Annotated in this window: 15 protein-coding genes and 1 riboswitch; of the genes, 7 read left to right on the top strand and 8 right to left on the bottom strand. The window is 73.6% G+C overall.

Annotation, left to right across the window (positions count from 1 at the left end; translation table 11 throughout):
- Positions 1-148: 148 nt before the first annotated feature.
- From ABTY04_RS22325 to thiO, 3 genes are all read right to left on the bottom strand, one after another.
- On the bottom strand, positions 149-943 hold the full coding sequence (locus tag ABTY04_RS22325) for a thiazole synthase (protein WP_352215119.1): 795 nt from the start codon (positions 941-943) through the stop codon (positions 149-151).
- Positions 944-948: 5 nt separating this feature from the next.
- The gene (gene thiS / locus ABTY04_RS22320; protein ID WP_352215118.1) at positions 949-1149 is read right to left on the bottom strand and encodes a sulfur carrier protein ThiS; all 201 of its coding nucleotides are present in this window, start codon (positions 1147-1149) and stop codon (positions 949-951) included.
- Complete coding sequence (gene thiO, locus ABTY04_RS22315; protein ID WP_352215117.1) at positions 1146-2327, bottom strand: glycine oxidase ThiO; 1182 nt, start codon at positions 2325-2327, stop codon at positions 1146-1148. Before thiO ends, thiS begins: the two co-directional genes overlap by 4 nt.
- Positions 2325-2437: riboswitch (TPP riboswitch) on the bottom strand. Its footprint overlaps the gene before it by 3 nt.
- A 92-nt stretch (positions 2438-2529) precedes the next feature.
- Between thiO and ABTY04_RS22310 the strand changes: the two genes are divergently transcribed.
- The 5 genes from ABTY04_RS22310 (at position 2530) to ABTY04_RS22290 (ending at position 6900) form a co-directional block, all read left to right on the top strand.
- Positions 2530-3750 (top strand): NAD(P)/FAD-dependent oxidoreductase, encoded by a 1221-nt coding sequence (locus ABTY04_RS22310; RefSeq protein WP_352215116.1) that lies wholly within the window; start codon positions 2530-2532, stop codon positions 3748-3750.
- Positions 3751-3840: 90 nt separating this feature from the next.
- Positions 3841-4206, top strand: a complete 366-nt coding sequence (locus ABTY04_RS22305; protein ID WP_352215115.1) for an Rv2175c family DNA-binding protein — start codon at positions 3841-3843, stop codon at positions 4204-4206.
- Between the two features lie 74 nt (positions 4207-4280).
- Positions 4281-4931, top strand: coding sequence for a thiamine phosphate synthase (thiE, locus tag ABTY04_RS22300; protein ID WP_352215114.1), 651 nt, complete (start codon positions 4281-4283; stop codon positions 4929-4931).
- A gap of 69 nt (positions 4932-5000) precedes the next feature.
- Complete coding sequence (gene metF / locus ABTY04_RS22295) at positions 5001-5918, top strand: methylenetetrahydrofolate reductase [NAD(P)H] (RefSeq protein ID WP_352215113.1); 918 nt, start codon at positions 5001-5003, stop codon at positions 5916-5918.
- Positions 5919-5958: 40 nt separating this feature from the next.
- Positions 5959-6900 (top strand): hypothetical protein, encoded by a 942-nt coding sequence (locus tag ABTY04_RS22290; protein ID WP_352215112.1) that lies wholly within the window; start codon positions 5959-5961, stop codon positions 6898-6900.
- Between the two features lie 39 nt (positions 6901-6939).
- On the opposite strand, the gene ABTY04_RS22285 is transcribed toward ABTY04_RS22290, so the two are convergent.
- The 5 genes from ABTY04_RS22285 to ABTY04_RS22265 all read right to left on the bottom strand — a co-directional run bounded on the left by ABTY04_RS22285 (position 6940) and on the right by ABTY04_RS22265 (position 11196).
- Entirely contained in the window at positions 6940-8352 is a 1413-nt protein-coding gene (locus ABTY04_RS22285; RefSeq protein ID WP_352215111.1) for a phytoene desaturase family protein, read from the bottom strand.
- Between the two features lie 33 nt (positions 8353-8385).
- Positions 8386-9021, bottom strand: coding sequence for a DUF4126 domain-containing protein (locus tag ABTY04_RS22280; RefSeq protein ID WP_352215110.1), 636 nt, complete (start codon positions 9019-9021; stop codon positions 8386-8388).
- A gap of 112 nt (positions 9022-9133) precedes the next feature.
- Complete coding sequence (locus tag ABTY04_RS22275) at positions 9134-9535, bottom strand: SCO2097 family morphological protein (protein ID WP_352215109.1); 402 nt, start codon at positions 9533-9535, stop codon at positions 9134-9136.
- 307 nt (positions 9536-9842) lie between these two features.
- Complete coding sequence (locus ABTY04_RS22270) at positions 9843-10616, bottom strand: class I SAM-dependent methyltransferase (protein WP_352215108.1); 774 nt, start codon at positions 10614-10616, stop codon at positions 9843-9845.
- Between the two features lie 88 nt (positions 10617-10704).
- A complete protein-coding gene (locus ABTY04_RS22265) occupies positions 10705-11196 on the bottom strand; it encodes an SAV_6107 family HEPN domain-containing protein (protein ID WP_352215107.1) in 492 nt (163 codons plus the stop codon).
- A 194-nt stretch (positions 11197-11390) separates the two neighbouring features.
- On the opposite strand from ABTY04_RS22265, the gene ABTY04_RS22260 reads away from it, so the two are divergent.
- Positions 11391-12218 (top strand): ATP-binding cassette domain-containing protein, encoded by an 828-nt coding sequence (locus ABTY04_RS22260; RefSeq protein WP_352215106.1) that lies wholly within the window; start codon positions 11391-11393, stop codon positions 12216-12218.
- Positions 12190-14274 (top strand): YhgE/Pip family protein, encoded by a 2085-nt coding sequence (locus tag ABTY04_RS22255; protein WP_352215105.1) that lies wholly within the window; start codon positions 12190-12192, stop codon positions 14272-14274. Before ABTY04_RS22260 ends, ABTY04_RS22255 begins: the two co-directional genes overlap by 29 nt.

Raw genomic sequence — 14274 nt, 5'->3', positions numbered from 1 at the left:
TCCCTCCAGGACGCTCTTCCGATCTGGCCGGCCCCCCCACCCCCCGCATCCCCGGCGTCCGAGGACCAGGTCCGGGCGGAGCCCGGGTTCGGGAAGGGGCGGGGGAGGAGCCCCGCCCCGCGTCGGCCGCACGCGGCGGCCGACGCGGTCAGAACGCCGGGCGTTCCGGGTCGAGGGCGGCGCGGCCCTCCGCGGGGGACGAGGCCTCCGCGAAGCGGCGCTGCGGGATGCGGCCCGCCCGGAAGGCCAGTCGCCCCGCCGACACGGCATCGCGCATGGCCGTCGCCATGAGGACCGGCGACTGGGCGCGGGTCACCGCCGAGGCCAGCATGACCGCGGAGCACCCCAGCTCCATCGCCAGCGCCGCGTCCGACGCGGTGCCCGCCCCCGCGTCCAGGATCACCGGCACGCCGGCCCGCTCCGTGATCAGCTCGAAGTTGTGCGGGTTGCGGATGCCCATCCCCGAGCCGATCGGCGACCCCAGCGGCATGATCGCCGCGCAGCCCGCGTCCTCCAGCTTGCGGGCCAGTACCGGGTCGTCGTTGGTGTACGGCAGCACGGTGAAGCCCTCGTCGACCAGGGTCTCCGCCGCGTCCAGCAGCTCCACCCCGTCCGGCAGCAGGGTCCGCTCGTCGGCCACGACCTCCAGCTTGACCCAGTCCGTGCCCAGCGCCTCCCGGGCGAGGCGTGCCGTCAGCACCGCCTCGCCCGCCGTGAAGCAGCCCGCCGTGTTCGGCAGGACCGCGATCCCGAGCCGGGTCAGCACCGACAGGACGGAGCCCTGGACCGTCGGGTCCAGCCGGCGCATCGCCACCGTCGTGAGCTCCGTACCGGACGCGATCAGCGCCCGTTCCAGGATGTCCAGGCTGGGCGCCCCGCCCGTCCCCATGATCAGGCGGGACGAGAAGGTCCGGCCGCCCAGCACGAAAGCGTCGTCCGCCATCGCGTTCAGCCTCCCTGCACGGCGGTGAGGATCTCGACCCGGTCGCCCTCGCCCACCGGCGTGAGCGGCCACTGCCCGCGCGGGACCACGGTCTCGTTCAGTGCGGCCGCGACGCCGGACGGGGCCGCGGTCAGGGTGGCGACCACCGCGTCGAGGGTGGTGCCGGCCGCGACCTCGCGCGGCTCGCCGTTGACGGAGATGGTCACGCGTACGACTCCTGACGTGCGGCGCTGAAACGGCGCGGGGTGAACGGGCGGGCGATCTCCGGCAGTGAGCCGGTGGTCAGCAGCTCCGCCATCACCTCGCCGGTGAGCGGGGTCAGCAGCACCCCGTTGCGGTAGTGCCCGGTGGCCAGGTGCAGGCCGGGCAGGTCGGTCGGGCCGAGCAGCGGGGCGTTGTCCGGGGAGCCGGGCCGCAGCCCGGCCCGGGTCTCGGCAAGCGGCAGTTCGGTGATGCCGGGCACCAACTCGTGGGCGTCGCGCAGGAGCTCGTACACCCCGCCCGCGGTGACCGTCGTGTCCCAGCCGAGTTCCTCGCTGGTGGCGCCGATGACCAGCTCGCCGTTCTCGCGCGGCACCAGGTACACGTGGCTGCCGCGGACCACCGCCCGTACCGTCCGCGACAGGAACGGCGCGTACGCCGGCGGCACCGCGAGCCGCAGCACCTGCCCCTTCACCGGGCGTACGGGAGGGAGGACCTCCGCCGGTACGCCGGCCAGCCGGCCGCTGAGCGAGCCCGCGGCCAGGACCACCTGGTCCGCGTGCAGCTCCGTACCGTCGTCGAGCCGTACGCCGACGGCCCGGTCGGCGGTGGTGAGGAGCAGCTCGGCACTCGCCCGGCGGATCTGCACGCCGGCCTCCTCGCAGGCGGCCAGCAGCGCGGCCGCCAGCCGGCGCGGATCGACCTGGTGGTCGCCGTCCACGCGCAGCCCGCCGCGTACGCCCGGGGCCAGCATCGGCTCCAGGCGGCGGCACTCGCGGCCGGTGAGCCATTCGGACTCCAGGCCGCAGCGGCGCTGGAGGGCGTGCAGCTCGCGCAGGTGCAGCCGGTCGTCGGCGTCCAGGGCCACGGCGAGCGTGCCGCAGGCGCGGTAGCCGATGTCCATCCCGCCGCTGGCGTCGGCCAGCTCCGCGGCGAACTCGGGGTAGCGGGCGGCGGAGGCGAGGTTGAGGCCCAGCAGGGTCTCCTCGCCGTAGTGCAGTTCGGTGACGGCGGCGAGCATGCCGGCCGCGACCTGCGCGGCGCCGCCGCCGGGCGCCGGATCGGCGAGCACGGTCCGCAGCCCGCGCCGGGCCGCCCGCCAGGCGGTCACCAGCCCGATGATCCCGCCCCCGATGACGAGGACGTCGGATCCCCGGTCGGATCCCTTCAGAGATGAGTGCATGGGCGTCCAGCCCCTCCCTTCGCCGGCATGACCCGGATCAGGTTCGTACGGTCGGAGGCCGCTCAGCCTCCCTCTCAGCCCGGTGCGCCCGGACTCCCGCGATAGGTACGACGGCCAGACTAACCCCGGCGCCGGGGCCGGGTAAGGCTGCCTCCCCGAGCCGCCGGTCCTGACTGTGCGTCAGATCGCTAGGCTGGGCGGTGTGAGCGATCAGACGGAACAGACTCAGAGCGGCGTCGTCATCGTCGGCGCCGGAATGGCCGGGGTGCAGACCGCGGTCGCCCTTCGGGAGCAGGGCTGGAGGGGCCCCGTGACCCTGCTGGGGGCCGAGCCCCACCAGCCCTACGACCGGCCCCCGCTGTCCAAGGCGGTGCTGCTCGGCGAGGCCGAGAACTCCGCCTTCGACGTGGACTTCGAGGGGCTGGGCATCGAGCTCCGGCTCGGTGTGGAGGTCACCGGGCTGCGGGCCGCCGAGCGCGAGCTGGACACCGAGGCGGGGCCGGTCCCGTACGAGGTGCTCGTGCTGGCCACCGGCGCCGAACCACTGACGCTGCCAGGGTCCGAGGGCGTCCCGGGCGTGCACCTGCTGCGCACCCTGGACGACGCGGCCCGGCTGCGGCCGGTGCTGGCCCAGGCGCCGGCGACCGTGGTCGTCGGGGCGGGCTGGATCGGCGCCGAGTTCGCCACCGCCGCGCGCGAGGCGGGCTGCGCGGTGACGGTGGTCGAGGCGGCGGACCGGGTGCTGGCCGGGGCACTGCCGGCGGAGGTCGCGGCGCCCATGGCCCGGTGGTACGAGGAGGCGGGGGCGGCCCTGCTGACCGGGGCCAAGGTGGCCTCGGTGGACTCCGGGCGGGTCCTGCTCGCGGACGGGCGGGAGCTGCCGGCGGGCGCGGTGGTCGTGGGCATCGGAGCCCGGCCGGCAACCCGGTGGCTGGCGGACTCGGGGGTCGAGCTCGGCCCGGACGGCTCGGTCATGGCGGACGCGTACCTGCGGACCTCCCTGCCCGGGGTGTACGCGGTCGGCGACTGCGCGTCGTTCCCGTCGGGGCGCTACGGGGCGCGGCTGCTGGTGCACCACTGGGACAACGCCCTCCAGGGGCCGCGGGTGGTCGCGGCGAACATCCTTGCGGGGGCTCCGGCCCAGGTCTACGACCCGGTGCCGTACTTCTGGTCGGAGCAGTTCGGGCGCTTCGTGCAGTACGCCGGGCACCACGCCGAGGCGGACGAGCTGAAGTGGCGCGGGGATCCGGCCGAGGCGGCGTGGTCGGTGTGCTGGCTGCGGGCCGGTGTGCTGGTCGCGGTCCTGGCGGTGGGGCGGCCGCGGGACCTGGCGCAGGGGCGGAAGCTGATCGAGACGGCCGCGCCCGTGGACCCGGCCAAGGTCGCCGATCCCGCCACGCCCCTGAAATCGGCGCTGGTCTAGGGCCTGCGCGCCGGGTGTGGTGGGGCCGCCGGGACCCGGACGGGTCGGCTCGGGTACCGGCGGTCAGTCCGAGATGGCAGGCTTGTGTCCGTGACCGAGATTGACGCAAAGATCGATGCCCTTGTTCCCGCCTGGCTCTACCTCCCCGACATCGCGGAGATGCTCGACATCGAAGTGACCCGGGTCCGCCAGCTGGTCAAGGAAGGTCAGCTGATCGCCGTACGCCGCGGCGAGAACCGCGCGCTGCAGGTGCCCGCCCCCTTCATCGACGGCGACAAGGTCGTCAAGGGCCTCGCAGGCCTGCTGACCGTGCTCCGCGACGACGGTTTCTCCGACGAGGAGATGCTGGAGTGGCTCTTCACCGCCGACCCGACCCTGCCCGGCACGCCCGTCCAGGCGCTGAGCGAGAATCGCGGCACGGAGGTGAAGCGCCGCGCTCAGGCGCTCGCCCTCTGACCCGAGCCGCCTGACCCATCCGCGGTGCGCGGACCCTGGACGGCCCGCGCACCGCTCCCACCACGGGGGTACCCATGTCCGCGAACGCCCAGCTGTCCGACGCCCGGCTCTACCTGTGCACGGACGCACGCAAGCGGCAGGGGGACCTCCCCGAGTTCCTCGATGCGGTCCTGGCCGGCGGTGTGGACATCGTCCAGCTCCGGGACAAGGGCATGGAGGCCGGCGAGGAGCTCGAACACCTCCAGGTGTTCGCCGAAGCTGCCCGCCGGCACGGCAGGCTCCTCGCGGTGAACGACCGCGCCGACGTCGCCCACGCCATCGGCTCCGACGTCCTGCACCTGGGCCAGGGCGACATCCCGGTCCCCGCCGCCCGCGCGATCCTGGGCGGGGGAGTCCTGATCGGCCGGTCCTGCCACGCCGAGTCCGAGGTCGACGCCGCCGTCGCCGAGCCCGGCGTGGACTACTTCTGCACCGGCCCGTGCTGGCCCACCCCCACCAAGCCCGGACGGTACGCCCCCGGCCTCGGGCTGGTCCGGTACGCGGCCTCGCTGGCCCCAGCCCGCCCCTGGTTCGCCATCGGCGGCATCGACGCCGGCAACCTCGACGAGGTCCTCGACGCCGGAGCCACCCGCATCGTGGTCGTCCGTGCCCTGACCGAGGCCTCCGACCCCGGCGCGGCCGCCGCCGACCTGGCCAAGCGGGTCCACGAGCGCGTCTCCGCATAGGTGTCCAGAAACGTGTCCAAAAGACGGACACGGCTTCGGTGTCCGCGAAGGCACGTCTAACCTGCCCGTATGGCCCTTGGTACCGCTTCCACCCGTACGGACCGTGCACGCACGGTCCGCGACCTGATGGCGTCCGGGAGCCCGTCGTACTCCTTCGAGTTCTGGGCCCCCAAGACGGAGAAGGGCGAGCGCAACCTCTGGAACGCGCTGCGCCGGATCGAGGCGGTGGGCCCGAGTTTCGTCTCCGTGACCTACGGGGCCGGCGGCTCCACCCGCGGCGGCACCGTCAAGGCCACCCAGGAGATCGCCGCCGACACCACCCTGACCCCCGTCGCGCACCTCACCGCCGTCGACCACTCCGTCGCCGAGCTGCGCCATGTGATCGGCCAGTTCGCCGACGCCGGCATCCGCAACATGCTCGCCGTGCGCGGCGACCCGCCGGGCGACCCCATGGGTCCGTGGGTGGCGCACCCCGAAGGCGTGCACTACGCCGCCGACCTGGTCCGGCTGCTCAAGGAATCCGGCGACTTCTGCGTGGGCGTCGCGGCTTTCCCCGAAATGCACCCGCGCTCGGACGACTGGGACACGGACATCCGTCACTTCGTGGACAAGTGCCGTGCCGGTGCCGACTATGCGATCACCCAGATGTTCTTCGATCCGGAGAATTATCTGCGGCTGCGCGACAGTGCCGAGAAGGCGGGCTGCGAGACCCCGATCATCCCCGAGGTCATGCCTGTTGTGGGCATCAAGCAGCTCGACCGGCTGCCACAACTCAGCAACGCAGTCTTCCCCGCAGCCGTGAAAGAGCGCATGCTCGCGGTCAAGGACGATCCGGCCGCTGTACGCTCCATTGGGATCGAGTTCGCAACGGAGTTCTGCGCGCGGCTGCTGTCCGAGGGTGTCCCGGGGCTGCACTTCATCACGCTGAACAATTCCACGGCGACTCTCGAGATCTACGAGAACCTGGGCCTGCACCAGCGGGCCTGATCGGCCGTTCCCGGGGCGGCCGTACCGAGGGGTGCCACGCATGGGAATGACGGTCCTCTACATCGCGTTCGGTTTCGTCGCGCTGTGGCTGCTTGCCGAGGTCCTGATGCAGTACAAGGCCCGGCTGCGCTGGCGCCTGCTCGCGTTCGCCGGGTTCCTGGGCGTGGTCGCCGGGGTGGTGCTGCCGTCGGTGCCGGTCATCGGCGCCGGTGCGGCCGCGTTCGCCCTCGGCCAGACCCTGGTGACTCTCTCCTTCCGCAAGGGCTTCGAGGCCGGCTGGGCGCTGCGCAAGGGCGGCAAGCCCGTACGCCAGACCCGGCGCCGCCGGGCGGGCGGTCCGCGCCCCGAGCCCGCGCTGGAAGTGACCGCGCTGGAGTACGAGTCCGACGGGGCGACCGACCGTGACGGGGCCGGCGCGTCCGGCGAGGAGCAGCCGGAGCCCCGGTTCCACGCCGCGACCGAGGAGTTCTACAGCCCGGAGCCGCTGCCCGAGGACACCGGGTCGTACGGGATACAGAGCTTCGCCCCCACCGCCGACGCGGGGCAGACGGCGGCATTCGCCCCGCCGTCCACGGCCGAGCAGGACGCCCACCAGTACGCCTCCTACTACGGAGCCCAGGGCTACGACCAGCAGCCCCAGGGCGGCTACGACTACTCCGCGGGCTATCCGGCGGGCGGCGACCAGCAGGTCTACGCCGCCTATTCGGACCCGTACATCGGCACCGGCGGCGCCGTCATCCCGCAACAGCCGTACGACTACACGCCGTACGCCGGCTACTCCGCCGCCGACCCGTACGTCAGCGCGGGCGGGCAGCAGCAGTACTCCATGGACACCCCGCCCGGCGGGGTGTGGGTGCCGCAGCAGCGGTCCACCGAAGGGGCCGCGCCCTACCCGGGTGACGACCAGCCCCCGTACCCGCAGCAGCAGCCCCAGCAGTACCCGTACCAGGGCTCCGGCGAGTACGAGCAGTACCGCTACTGAGGCCGGTCTCCCCCGGGTCCGTTCACCGGGGGCGCCCCCTCACCGGGAGCCGCGGAACTCCGCGCCCTCCACGATCAGTCCGGCCACCAGGGCCCCGGTCATCCCGGCGTGCGCCAGCCCGCCGCCGGGGTGCGCCCAGCCGCCCGCGAGGAACAGCCCCGGCAGGGCGGTCGTGTTGGCGGGGTAGAGCATCCGGCCGCCGGCTCCGGCGAGCGCGGGCGGGGGCACCGCGCCGCCCAGCGCGCCGGTGTCCGCCTCGATGTCCGCGGGCGTACGCGACTGTGTCCACAGCAGCCGCTCGCGCAGTCCGGGCACGGCCCGGGCGGCCAGGTCCAGCAGCTCCTCCGCGCGGGGCGCAGCGGAGCCCCCGGGGCCGCAGAGGGCGCTCACGGTGACCGCCTCGTGGTCCGCGTCGGGCCGGACGGCGGGGTCGTCGGGGCGCAGCACGGTCAGCTGGGCGCCCGGGGAGTGCACCAGGGTGCGGTGGACGGCGTCCGCGGGACGGGCGCCGCGCAGCGCGAGCAGCAGGGTGAGCCGGCCGGCCACCCCCGGCCCGCGGGCCGGGGCGCCGCCGGCCGGCAGCGGGGCCCGCAGCTGCCGCGGGTCGACCCCGCAGACCACGAGGTCGGCGGCGGCCTCGGAGCCGTCGGCGAGCAGCAGCCCGGCCGCCCGGCCGTCCCGTTCCAGGACCTCCCGCACCGGTGAGTCGAAGACGAAGGAGACCTTTCGCTCCCGGCAGCGCTCGTACACGGCGGTGGCCAGCTCCCGCATCCCGCCGCGCACGTACCAGCTGCCGAAGGTCTGCTCCATGTACGGCAGGACGGCCGCCGAGGCGGGTGCGGTCGCCGGGTCGAGCCCGTACGCCCGCACCCGGGCGGCCAGCAGCTCGCCGAGCTGCCCGCCCAGCTCGCGCCCGGCCACCTCGGCGAGGGTTGGCGGGCGGCGGCGCAGCAGGCCGCTCTTGCGCACCGCGGGGTACGGATCGCCGCCCAGCACCTGCCAGTCGGGGCGCAGCGGCTCCTCCAGCAGGGGGCGGCGGGTGGCGTTCCAGGCATCCCGGGCCCGGCCCAGGACCTCGTTCCAGCGGTCGCCGGCCCCTGCGCCGAAGGCCTGGTCGAGGACGGCGGCGGCGCCGCCGCGGGAGCCGCCGGGGAGGGTGACGGTGGTGCCGTCGGCGAGGACGTGCCGCACGGCCGGGTCGGCCTGGACCAGCTCGACGCAGTCCTCCAGGGGCCGCTTGCCGGTCTTGACGAACAGGTCGCGGTAGACGGCGGGCAGGTGCAGCAGACCGGGCCCGGTGTCGAACGCGAAGCCGTCGCGTGCGTACCGGCCGACGGAGCCGCCGTACGTGGGCCCGCGCTCGTACACCGTCACCTGGTGCCCCGCCACGGCCAGCCGGGCCGCCGTAGCCATCGCGCCCATGCCGGCGCCGATCACCGCAATTCGTGCCATGCCGATGACCCTATCGAGCGGGAACGGGCGAGGTCAGCGGGGTGGCACCGCGGCCGCTCCGGCCGCCTGCCGGTCCCCTGCGGCGACCCTCTTCTCCTGGCGGCGCTGGGCCCGGCGGCGCAGGAAGCGGCGGATCCGGGTCCAGAGGAACACGAGTACGGCCAGACCGGAGGCGAGCAGGAGGGCCGCGATGATCGCGGCGGCCGCGGGGTGGAAGACGGCGAAGACGACGATGCCGGCCACGCCCAGGTCCTCGGCGGTGCTCAGCGCGATGTTGCTGAACGGCTCCGGCGAGGTGTTGACGGCCATGCGGGTGCCGGCTTTGACGAAATGGCTGGCCAGCGCGGTGGAGCCGCCGATCGCGCCGGCGGCGATGTCGGAGAGCGAGCCGCTCTGGCCGGCCAGCAGTGCGCCGACCACGGCCCCGGACACCGGGCGGATCACGGTGTGCACCGTGTCCCAGACCGAGTCCACATACGGGATCTTGTCGGCGACGGCCTCGCAGAGGAACAGCACCGCGGCGACGATCAGCACGTCGGTGCGCTGGAGGGACGCGGGGACCTCGTCGGTCAGTCCGGTCGTGCCGAGGACGCCGAGCAGGAGGACCACGGCGTACGCGTTGATCCCGCTGGCCCAGCCGCTGGTGAAGACCAGGGGGAGCACACTCACCGGCCCATCATGCCGCAGGACGGGCGGACCGGGGAGGGGGGATCGGCAGAACAGAGACGTGAGGGGACGGCCGCCGTACGGCGACCGTCCCCTCACCCGTGTATGCGGGGGGCTACTGCCCCTGTTCGTCGCGGCGGCGCTGCCACCGCTCCTCGATGCGGGTCATCATCGACCGACGCTGTCGGCTGCGGCCGTGGGCCGAACCGCCTGTACTGCCGGAGACGGGCTGCTCGCCGGGCTTGGGTGCCTTGCGCCAACCGGTGACCACGAGGACCGTACAACCCAGCATGACGAGGAATCCCACCACGCTGACCCAGAGTACGTTCGGAATGATCACACCGGTCATGAGGAGCGCGATACCCACCACAATGCCTGCGACTGCCTGGTAGACCCGTCGCCGGGTGTACGTACGCAGTCCGCTTCCCTCAAGCGCTGTCGCGAACTTGGGATCTTCGGCGTACAGCGCTCGCTCCATCTGCTCGAGCATTCGCTGCTCGTGCTCCGAGAGCGGCACGGGAGTCCTCCTCATCCGTCGGTCGCGGGGGGTGGCGACCAGGGGTCCCCTTCAGGATAGGCGGGGAATCGCCCCCGTGATACCCGCCCTTTGCGCAAGGTGCCAAAACAATGCCCGAAGAAGGCGCAACCGGAAAAGGCGTCGCCCGGGCAGTACCTTGCGCAAAACCGTACCGCCGGGTGGGCGGTCGGTGAGGCGCTTATTCCCCAACGGCCCGTCCACCATGCCGGTCACTGACCACGATCATACGGGGACGGCCGCCGGATCGGAGGGTGTCCGGCGTACTCCCTGAGCGGAACCCCGCAGATCAGGCGTGCTTCCCGGCCGGAGGCTTCTCGCCGAGGACGTGCAGCTGGGTGGCGACCGCGTGGAAGGCGGGCAGCTCGGCGGCGGCCTCCTCCAGGCGCAGCAGCGCCTCGACCGCGCCCGGCTCGGTGTCGACCAGGACGCCGGGGACGAGGTCGGCGAAGACGCGGACCCCGTGCACCGCGCCGACCTCCAGGCCGGCCCCGCCCACCAGCTCGGCGAGCTGCTCGGCGGTGAAGCGGCGAGGCACCGGGTCGCCCGCGCCCCAGCGGCCGGCCGGGTCGGTGAGCGCCGTACGGGCCTCGGTGAAGTGGCCGGCGAGCGCGCGGGCCAGCACGGCCCCGCCGAGGCCCGCGCCCAGCAGGCTGAGCGTGCCGCCGGGGCGCAGGGCGGCGACCGCGTTGGCCACGCCCTCGGCCGGGTCGTCCACGTACTCCAGCACGCCGTGGCAGAGCACCACGTCGTAGGCGTCGCGCTCGACGACGTCCAGCAGGCCCTGGGCGTCGCCCTGTACCCCGCGGACCAGGTCGGCCACCCCGGCCTCGGCGACGCGGCGCTCCAGCCCGAACAGCGCGTTCGGGCTGGGGTCGACCACGGTCACCCGGTGGCCCAGCCGGGCCACCGGCACGGCGAACTTGCCGGTGCCGCCGCCGGTGTCGAGCACGTCCAGCACATCCCGCCCGGTCGCCTTCACCCGGCGGTCGAGGGCCTCCTTGAGGACCTCCCACACCACGGCGGTGCGAAGCGAGGCACGGGGGCGGGAAGTGTCCGACACGGCTGATGACTCCTCGGCGCGACAAGGGTGAGAGATACGTGCCCCACCCTATTGCCTGGGCGATGCCGTGCCGCTCACCCCGGGCAGCTCAGCCCGCGTCCGCGGCCTCCGGGTGCTCCGGGCGGGGCTGCGGCAGCGTCGGCGCGACCGGCTGGAGGGCGAGCATCCGCTCGACCAGCCGCAGGAACATCTCCACGGCGCGCACCAGATCGTCCGCGTCCCGGACCGTCGCCGCGTCGCGTATCCCCGCCTCGGCCCGCGCCCGGCGTTCCGCGCCGGAGGCGAACAGTGCGCTCCACTCCGTCAGCTCCGGCGCTATCTCCGGCAGTACCTCCCACGCGCTGCGGATCCGGGGCCGGCGCCGCGCGCCGGCCGGCTCGGGCCGCCCGCGTGCGGCGAGCACGGCCGCGGCGGTGCGCAGCGCGGCGAGGTGGGCGGTGGCGTACCGCTCGTTGGGCCGGGTCAGCCGGGCGGCCTCGGCCAGGCCGGCGCGGGCCTTGGCGAGCAGATCGAGCGCGGCCGGAGGCGCTGCCGACCTGCGCGGGACGGGGTGGACAGGGGACGGGGACGGTGTGGCCATGACGAACCTCCTGTCGTTGCGTACTGCTGTGTCTGTGTTTGTGCCTGTCCCCATCGTGACGGTCGCCACTGACAATCGCTCTGACCTGCTGATTTGCCCTCTTTTCCCGGTCAACTACCCCCCTGTGCCGATGTGGCGGGTCCAAAGGTGCTAGTTTTTGAACTGACCAGTCAGTCCAAAAGAAGGGGGGCGGCGTGGACAGCCCGCACGGTGCGGCCGTCAAAGCCGAGAACTTCGGACTCAAGGGCCCGCGCGGCTGGGTGTTCCGGGGAATGGGCCTCGACGCGCGGCCCGGCTCGCTCATCGCGGTCGAAGGCTCCTCCGGCAGCGGCCGGACCTGCCTGCTCCTCGCCCTCACCGGACGCATGAAGGCCACCGAGGGCCACGCCGAGATCGCCGGCCACCGGCTGCCGCGGCACATGGCCGCGGTCCGCAAGATCGCCGCCCTCGGCCCGGTCGCCGGGGTCAACGAACTCGACCAGTCCCTCACCGTCGCCGAGCAGCTGCGCGAGGGCGCACTGCTCCAGCGCCGCTACGAGGGACCCGTCCGCGCCCTGCTGCGCCCGCGCGGCGAGCGCCGCGCCACCGCCGAGACCCGGATCGAGGACGCCCTGGCCGCCGCCGGGCTGGACCTCGCCACGCTGCCCAAGGGTCCGCGCACCTCCGTACGGGACCTGGAGCGCCTGGAGGCGATCCGGCTGTCCGTGGCCATCGCCCTGCTGGGCTCGCCGCGGCTGCTGGCCCTCGACGACCTGGACCTCAAGCTCTCGGACGCCGAACGGGCCGAGGCCTGGACCCTGCTGCGCTCGATCGCGGCCCGCGGGACCACCGTCCTCGCGGTGTGCAGCGAGGCGCCGGACGACGTGACGGTCCTGCGCACGGGCGCCGCCCAGGCCGAGCCCGCGGCCGCCGCGCCCGGCACCGGCGAGAAGACCGGACCCGCCGAAGACACCGGCACGACCGAAGACACCGAAGACACGAAGGGGGCGGACGATGCGCTCTCCGAAGCTGGCCGCGCTTGAGCTGAAGCGGTTCGGGCGGGGGAAGCTGCCCGTGGCCGCTCTCATCGCGCTGCTCCTGCTGCCGCTGCTGTACGGCGCGCTGTACCTGTGCTCCTTCTGGGACCCGTACAAGAACCTGAACAAGGTGCCCGTCGCCCTCGTCAACGCGGACACGGGCGCCACTGTCGACGGCAAGCGCATCGACGCCGGCGGTGAGATCGCCGGGAAGCTCCACGACAGCAAGACCTTCGACTGGCGCGAGGTCAGCGCCGACGAGGCGGCCGAGGGAGTGGAAAAGGGGAAGTACTACCTCTCCCTCACCATGCCCGCCGACTTCAGCACGAAGATCACCTCCAGTGCGGGCGCCGACCCCGCCACCGGTGCGCTCCAGGTCCGTACGAACGATGCGAACAACTACATCGTCGGGTCGATCTCGCGCACCGTCTTCTCCGAGGTCCGCTCCGCGGCGTCCGCCAATGCCTCCCGCGGCTTCCTCGACAAGATCTTCCTCTCCTTCTCCGACCTCCACGACAAGACCGCCCAGGCCGCCGACGGGGCCGACCAGCTCAAGGACGGGGCCGGCAAGGCCCAGCAGGGAGCCAAGGACCTCGCCGAGGGTCTGGACACGGCGGAGGAGAAGACCGGCGAGCTCACCGGCGGGCTGAAGAAGCTCGACTCGGCCGCCGACAAGCTGGAGACCGGGTCGAAGACCATCGCCGACGGCACCCAGACCCTCGCCGACAAGGTCAACGGCGCCGCCTCCAAGGCCCGCCCGTTCCTCAAGGACCCCCGGCAGATCGCCGACACGGCCGTCCTCGTCGCGGACACCGCCAAGGTGGTCAACAACCACCTCGCGACCTTCGCCAGGAAGGCCCCGGCCGCCGCCACCGTCACCCAGCGGGTCTCCACCGCCGCCTCCGACGTCTACGCCAAGGCCTGCACCGCCGCCGCCCAGCCGGTGCCCGCCACCTGCCCTCAGCTGAAGAAGCTCAAGGAAGACGCCGCCGAGGGCGCCCAGCTGGCCGGCGACGTCAACACCCTCGTCAAGGATTCGGGCGGTGACCTCGGTACGCTCCGCGGGCAGCTGACCGACCTCGAAAAGCAGGCCCGCGCACTCGCCGCGGCCGCCCCCGGACTCTCCTCCGACCTCGACGCGGCCGTCGCCAAGGTCGATGCCCTCAACGCCGGCGCCCACAAGGTCGCCAGCGGCATGGCCCGGCTGCACACCGGCCTCGGCACCGCCGCCGACGGCTCCGGCGCCCTCGGCGACGGCGTCGGCAAGCTCGGCGACGGAGCCCACCGCCTCGACGGCGGCATGTACAAGCTCATCGACGGCACCGGCGAGCTCGCCGGCGGCCTGCACGACGGCGCCGGCAAGATCCCGGACTACGACCAGCAGCAGCGCGACGCCCGCACCCAGGTCATGGCCGACCCGGTGAAGCTCGCCAACCAGTCGCTGCACAAGGCGCCCAACTACGGCACCGGCTTCGCGCCGTACTTCATCCCGCTCTCCCTCTGGGTCGGCGCGATGGTCGCCTACATGCTCATCGCACCGCTGAACCGGCGGGCCCTGGCCGCCGGCGCCTCGCCCTGGCGGATCGCCTTCGCCGGCTGGCTGCCCGTGGTGGGCATCGGCGTCCTGCAGGTGGCCGCGCTGATGTCCGTACTGCACTGGGGCCTCGGCCTGGAGATGGCACGCCCCGCGCTCGCCATAGGTTTCCTCTCGCTGGCCACCGCCTGCTTCGCCGCGATGGTCCAGTGGCTCAACGCGAAGTTCGGGGCCGCCGGGCGGATCCTGGTCCTCGTCGTGCTGATGCTGCAGCTGACCTCGGCGGGCGGCACGTATCCCGTCCAGACCAGCCCCGCCTTCTTCAACTGGATCCACCCGTACCTGCCGATGACCTACATCGTCGAGGGACTGCGCCGCCTCATCTCCGGCGGCGACCTCACCCGGGTCTGGGTGGGCTGCGGGGTCCTGGTGGCCTTCACCGCGGGCTCCCTCGCCCTCACCTCGCTCGCCGCCCGCGGCAAGCAGGTGTGGACGATGGACCGGCTGCACCCGGAACTGAGCCTGTAG

The sequence above is a fragment of the Streptomyces sp. NPDC097981 genome (assembly GCF_040302565.1).
Lineage (GTDB): Bacteria > Actinomycetota > Actinomycetes > Streptomycetales > Streptomycetaceae > Streptomyces.
The sequence above is the reverse complement of the archived record's forward strand: the minus strand, read 5'-3'. Positions and strand labels throughout refer to the sequence as shown.

What these genes read in the sequence shown, in the direction of transcription:
- ABTY04_RS22325 (WP_352215119.1), bottom strand. Translation starts at nt 943, where the DNA reads ATGGCGGACGACGCTTTCGTGCTGGGCGGCCGGACCTTCTCGTCCCGC.
- thiO (WP_352215117.1), bottom strand. Translation starts at nt 2,327, where the DNA reads ATGCACTCATCTCTGAAGGGATCCGACCGGGGATCCGACGTCCTCGTC.
- thiE (WP_352215114.1), top strand. Translation starts at nt 4,281, where the DNA reads ATGTCCGCGAACGCCCAGCTGTCCGACGCCCGGCTCTACCTGTGCACG.
- metF (WP_352215113.1), top strand. Translation starts at nt 5,001, where the DNA reads ATGGCCCTTGGTACCGCTTCCACCCGTACGGACCGTGCACGCACGGTC.
- ABTY04_RS22290 (WP_352215112.1), top strand. Translation starts at nt 5,959, where the DNA reads ATGGGAATGACGGTCCTCTACATCGCGTTCGGTTTCGTCGCGCTGTGG.
- ABTY04_RS22285 (WP_352215111.1), bottom strand. Translation starts at nt 8,352, where the DNA reads ATGGCACGAATTGCGGTGATCGGCGCCGGCATGGGCGCGATGGCTACG.
- ABTY04_RS22265 (WP_352215107.1), bottom strand. Translation starts at nt 11,196, where the DNA reads ATGGCCACACCGTCCCCGTCCCCTGTCCACCCCGTCCCGCGCAGGTCG.
- ABTY04_RS22255 (WP_352215105.1), top strand. Translation starts at nt 12,190, where the DNA reads ATGCGCTCTCCGAAGCTGGCCGCGCTTGAGCTGAAGCGGTTCGGGCGG.